General features: G+C 70.4%; 5 protein-coding genes and 1 tRNA gene. 2 read left to right on the top strand and 4 right to left on the bottom strand.

The genetic code is table 11. The annotated features are described in order from the left end of the window. Positions 1–58: 58 nt before the first annotated feature. Positions 59–778 (bottom strand): hypothetical protein, encoded by a 720-nt coding sequence (locus tag ACWDR3_RS47295; RefSeq protein ID WP_450358879.1) that lies wholly within the window; start codon positions 776–778, stop codon positions 59–61. 47 nt (positions 779–825) lie between these two features. Between ACWDR3_RS47295 and ACWDR3_RS47290 the strand changes: the two genes are divergently transcribed. Beyond that, a complete protein-coding gene (locus tag ACWDR3_RS47290) occupies positions 826–1,014 on the top strand; it encodes a DUF5703 family protein (RefSeq protein WP_005485166.1) in 189 nt (62 codons plus the stop codon). Between the two features lie 74 nt (positions 1,015–1,088). Here ACWDR3_RS47290 and ACWDR3_RS47285 read toward each other — a convergent pair whose 3' ends face one another. The 3 genes from ACWDR3_RS47285 to ACWDR3_RS47275 form a co-directional block, all read right to left on the bottom strand. Continuing rightward, on the bottom strand, positions 1,089–2,063 hold the full coding sequence (locus ACWDR3_RS47285; protein WP_450358878.1) for a chaplin: 975 nt from the start codon (positions 2,061–2,063) through the stop codon (positions 1,089–1,091). A gap of 119 nt (positions 2,064–2,182) precedes the next feature. Then, positions 2,183–2,416 (bottom strand): chaplin ChpH, encoded by a 234-nt coding sequence (chpH, locus tag ACWDR3_RS47280; RefSeq protein WP_046256631.1) that lies wholly within the window; start codon positions 2,414–2,416, stop codon positions 2,183–2,185. 158 nt (positions 2,417–2,574) lie between these two features. Further along, positions 2,575–3,900, bottom strand: coding sequence for a M20/M25/M40 family metallo-hydrolase (locus ACWDR3_RS47275; protein ID WP_450358877.1), 1,326 nt, complete (start codon positions 3,898–3,900; stop codon positions 2,575–2,577). 218 nt (positions 3,901–4,118) lie between these two features. On the opposite strand from ACWDR3_RS47275, the gene ACWDR3_RS47270 reads away from it, so the two are divergent. Then, positions 4,119–4,206 (top strand) — tRNA-Leu (locus ACWDR3_RS47270). The last annotated feature ends 3 nt before the right edge of the window (positions 4,207–4,209 follow it).

Here is a 4,209-nt window from a genome sequence, read left to right as displayed (position 1 = left end):
GCCCCGGGCACCAACTCGCCCCGGGACCGCCGCCGTCGTCTCACGACCGGCCGTGCCGTCAGCGTCTTACGTCGGGCTCCGCGTCCAGCGGTTCCAGGTCCTCGTCCGTTTCGAGCTCGGCGTCCAGCTCGTCGAGATCTTCGTCGTCCACGCCGTGCCCGCCGATGCCGTCGATCTCGTCGTCGAAGACGGCGCTGACGTCGAAGCGGCAGACCACCCGCTGCGGATCCACTTGCTCGAAGGGCGATTCCAGCCACTCGCCGGCCTCGGGCGCCTCGTCCGCCGCCGTCACCCAGAGCGTGGAGTCACCCTCCTCCAGGCCGAACTCCTTGTGCCGGGAGGCGATCTCGTCCGGCTCGAACTCGCCGAACAGGATGCCCAGCGCGCCGTTCACCGTGCCCGAGGCCTCCACCCCGATGCTGTCCTCGTCCGCCGCCTCGACCCGCTGCGCCTGCGCCAGCAGCCGCTGCGGCTCCACCACGGCGTAGTCGCGCCGGATCAGCACACTGAGGGCATTGGGTTCCTCGGGACCCGTGTACGGCGGCAGCGCGTCCTCCGCACCGGGGATCTCGAACGGTGTGACCTCGTCATAGCGGTCGTAGAGCAGCTCGTCGTACGCCTCGGCGGCCGTCGCCAGCTGGTTGAACGCCTCGTAGACGGCCGGGTCGTCCTCCCCGGACCGGCGTTCGACCGCGGCCAGGTGGCGGTCGAGCGCGGTCTTGACCGCCTCGGCGGCGGCTCGTACCTCGGCAGCGGTGGGCTGCGCAGCATCAGACATAGTGCAGACGCTATCCGTACCGGGCCCCAGCCCGCACAATAGATGCGATGCCGGAATACGAATTTGTCGACGTGTACGTACCTCGCGGGGTTTCCCGCAAGGACGCCACTCGCCTGCTGACGGACCATGCCGAGTACGGACACTGGGAGTTGGACCGCCTGAGTCTGCTGCGCGACGGCAGCCGCAGGGTGCGGTTGCGCCGGCGGATCATCCGCCAGGTACGCGCCACGTGGTGAGCTGAGACGGAGACGAGACGGAGCGGGCCCCGCCGCGACGGGGCCCGCTCCGTAGTGCGTTCATGAGGGCGGTTCTACGCCGACGCACGTGCCTTGCGGTACATGACCGCGCCGGCGAGCAGCGCTCCGGCGCCCACCGGGAGGGCGAGGCCCAGCGGCAGCTCGCTGCCGGTGTGCGCGAGCTGCGCGGCACCGGTCGGCTGGGTGACCGACTGGCCGCCCGGCTGGTTGACGTAGGAAGAGCCGCCCGGCGTCCCGTGGCCCGCCGCGGGCGGGGTGCTCGGGGTGCCGGTGCCGGGGTGACCGGGAGTGCCGGGGTGACCCGGAGTCCCAGGGGTCCCAGGTGTGCCGGGGTTCCCGGGCTGACCGGGCGTTCCGGTCGGAGGCGTGTGGTGACCGCCGCCGTGGTGTCCCCCACCGTGGTGACCGCCGCCGTGATGGCCCCCGCCGTGGTGGCCTCCACCCTCGTGGCCCCCGCCGTGATGACCCCCCGGAAGCGTGCCGTGGTGGCCGCCGCCTCCGTAGCCGTCGTTGTCGCAGGAGTTGCCGAAGGCCGGGTTGCCGACGCCCACGACGTCGACGCTGTTCCCGCAGACGTTCACCGGCACGTCCACCGGTGCCTGGACCGTGTTGCCGGAACCCACGCCGGGCGAACCGCCGGTGTGTCCGCCGGCGTGCGAGCCCCCTGAGCCTCCGTGTCCGCCGGAGCCTCCGTGTCCGCCCTGACCCCCATGACCGCCGTGCCCGCCATGACCGCCGTGACCGCCCGAGTCGCCGTAGCCGCCCGAAGAGCCGCTGCCGCCGCCCCGGTTGGCGCACTTGTTGCCCACCGCCGGGTTCAGGACCCCGACGACGTTGACCGTGTTGCCGCAGGCGTTGACCGGCACGTGCACCGGTGCCTGCACCGTGTTGCCCGACAGCACGCCGGGCGAGTCCGAACTCGAGCCGGTGGCGCCGGAGTCCGCGTGGGCGTACCCACTGCCGGCCGCGGCGATCACACCGGTCGCGGCCGCCACGGTCATCAGGCCCTTGCGGGTGACCTGTCGCATTGCTGAATCCCTGCCTTCGAGCTTGCCGTCGACCTTGTCCGAAAAAGACCGGTCGGCCCCGGAGCGCATGGCGCGCGCTCCGGAGCCGACCGGCGTGCACGACCCTCAGGGGGTCGACGTCACTTGTTGATGCAGGTGTTGCCGAAGGCGGGGTTCAGCAGCCCGATCACGGAGACCGTGTTGCCGCAGACGTTCACCGGGATGTGCACCGGAACCTGAACGACGTTGCCGGACAGAACGCCCGGGGAGTGCACGGCAGCACCCTGGGCACCCGAGTCGGCGACGGCCAGGCCCGCACCCGCGAGAACCAGACCACCAGTGGCAGCCGCAGCGGCGACGACCTTCTTGATCATTATTCCTCCTTGTTGGCAATGCGATCCCAAGTAGCGGATCGCATCACCTGTAACGAGGAGGGAGTAATGGAGCTACGAGCTTATGAGCACATTCACCCGTCTCAGTCGTCTCCGTACGCGCTGCCGAATTCCGGCGTCAACCTGCGGCACACGGTGTTTCACGACGCGTCGATGAACCGATCCAGTACGCGCACGCCGAACTTGAGCCCGTCCACCGGCACCCGCTCGTCCACGCCGTGGAACATCCCGGCGAAGTCCAGCTCCGGGGGCAGCTTGAGCGGCGCGAAGCCGAAGCCGCGGATGCCCAGGTCGTCGAAGGACTTGGCGTCCGTGCCGCCCGAGAGCATGTACGGGACCGCCTTCGCGGTGGGGTCCTCGGCGAGCAGGGAGGACTGCATCGCGGCGACGAGGGCGCCGTCGAAATCGGTCTCCAGGGCCTTGTCCGAATGCACGTCCTCGCGCCGGACGTTCGGTCCGAGCAACTTGTCGAGATCCGCGAGGAATTCCTCCTCGAATCCGGGCAGGAAACGCCCGTCGACGTTCGCGGTGGCCTCGCCCGGAATGACGTTCACCTTGTAACCGGCGTTCAGCTGCGTGGGGTTGGCGGTGTTGCTCAGGGTCGCGCCGATGAGCTTGGCGATGCCGCCGAGCCGGGCGAGCGTCGACTCCATGTCCTCCGGGTCGAGTTGGGTGCCGAGCGCGTCGCCGAGTTCGTCGAGGAACGCCCGGGTCGTCTTGGTGACCCGTACCGGGAACTTGTGCCGGCCGACCCGCGCGACCGCCTCCGACAGTTCGGTGATCGCGTTGTCGCGGTGGATCATCGAGCCGTGCCCGGCGGTTCCGGCCACGGTCAGCTTCAGCCAGTGCATGCCCTTCTCGGCCGTCTGGATCAGATAGAGCCGGCGCTCCTCGCTGACGGTGAAGGAGAAGCCGCCGACCTCGCTGATGCCCTCGGTGACGCCCTCGAAGAGGTGCGGGTGCTTGTCGACGAGGTGGCGCGCCCCGTACGTACCGCCCGCCTCCTCGTCCGCGAGGAACGCGAGGACGATGTCGCGCGGGGGCTTGCGGCCGCTGCGCAGCCGGTCGCGGACGACCGCGAGGGTCATCGCGTCCATGTCCTTCATGTCGACGGCGCCGCGCCCCCACACGCACCCGTCGGTGACCTCGCCGGCGAAGGGGTGGTGGGTCCAGTCGGCCGCGTTGGCCGGGACGACGTCGAGGTGGCCGTGGATCAGCAGGGCGGGCCTGGACGGGTCCGCGCCCTCGATCCGGGCCACGGTGGAGGCCCGCCCCGGGTGCGACTCGAAGATCTGCGGGTCGAGACCGACCTCGGCGAGCTTCTCGGCGACGTACTCGGCCGCCTTGCGCTCCCCCGGTCCCGAGTGGTCGCCGTAGTTGCTGGTGTCGATCTGGATCAGCTCACGGCAGAGGTCCACGACCTCGTCCTCGCCGGTGACGACCCTGGCCGTGTCCGTCTCGCTCACGCTGCTTCCTCCCGCTGTCACTGCTGGTGGTTCCCCTCATCCTCCCTCTCCACGGGGTCGCGGCCCAAGGCCGGGCGGCGCCCGTCACACGCGGTTCACACACCGGCGGGAGCGGCCGGGGGCCGGTCAGGGGCTGGTCAGGGGGGTGATCGGGCACCCTCGAAAGCCTGGTAATGTTTCCTCCGTCGCTGCGGCCAGTCCCGCGCGACAGACACCTTGTCCGGGTGGCGGAATGGCAGACGCGCTAGCTTGAGGTGCTAGTGCCCTTTAACGGGCGTGGGGGTTCAAGTCCCCCCTCGGACACCAGCC

Source organism: Streptomyces sp. NPDC001002 (assembly GCF_053599215.1).
This window is presented reverse-complemented; position numbering and strand designations above follow the sequence as displayed.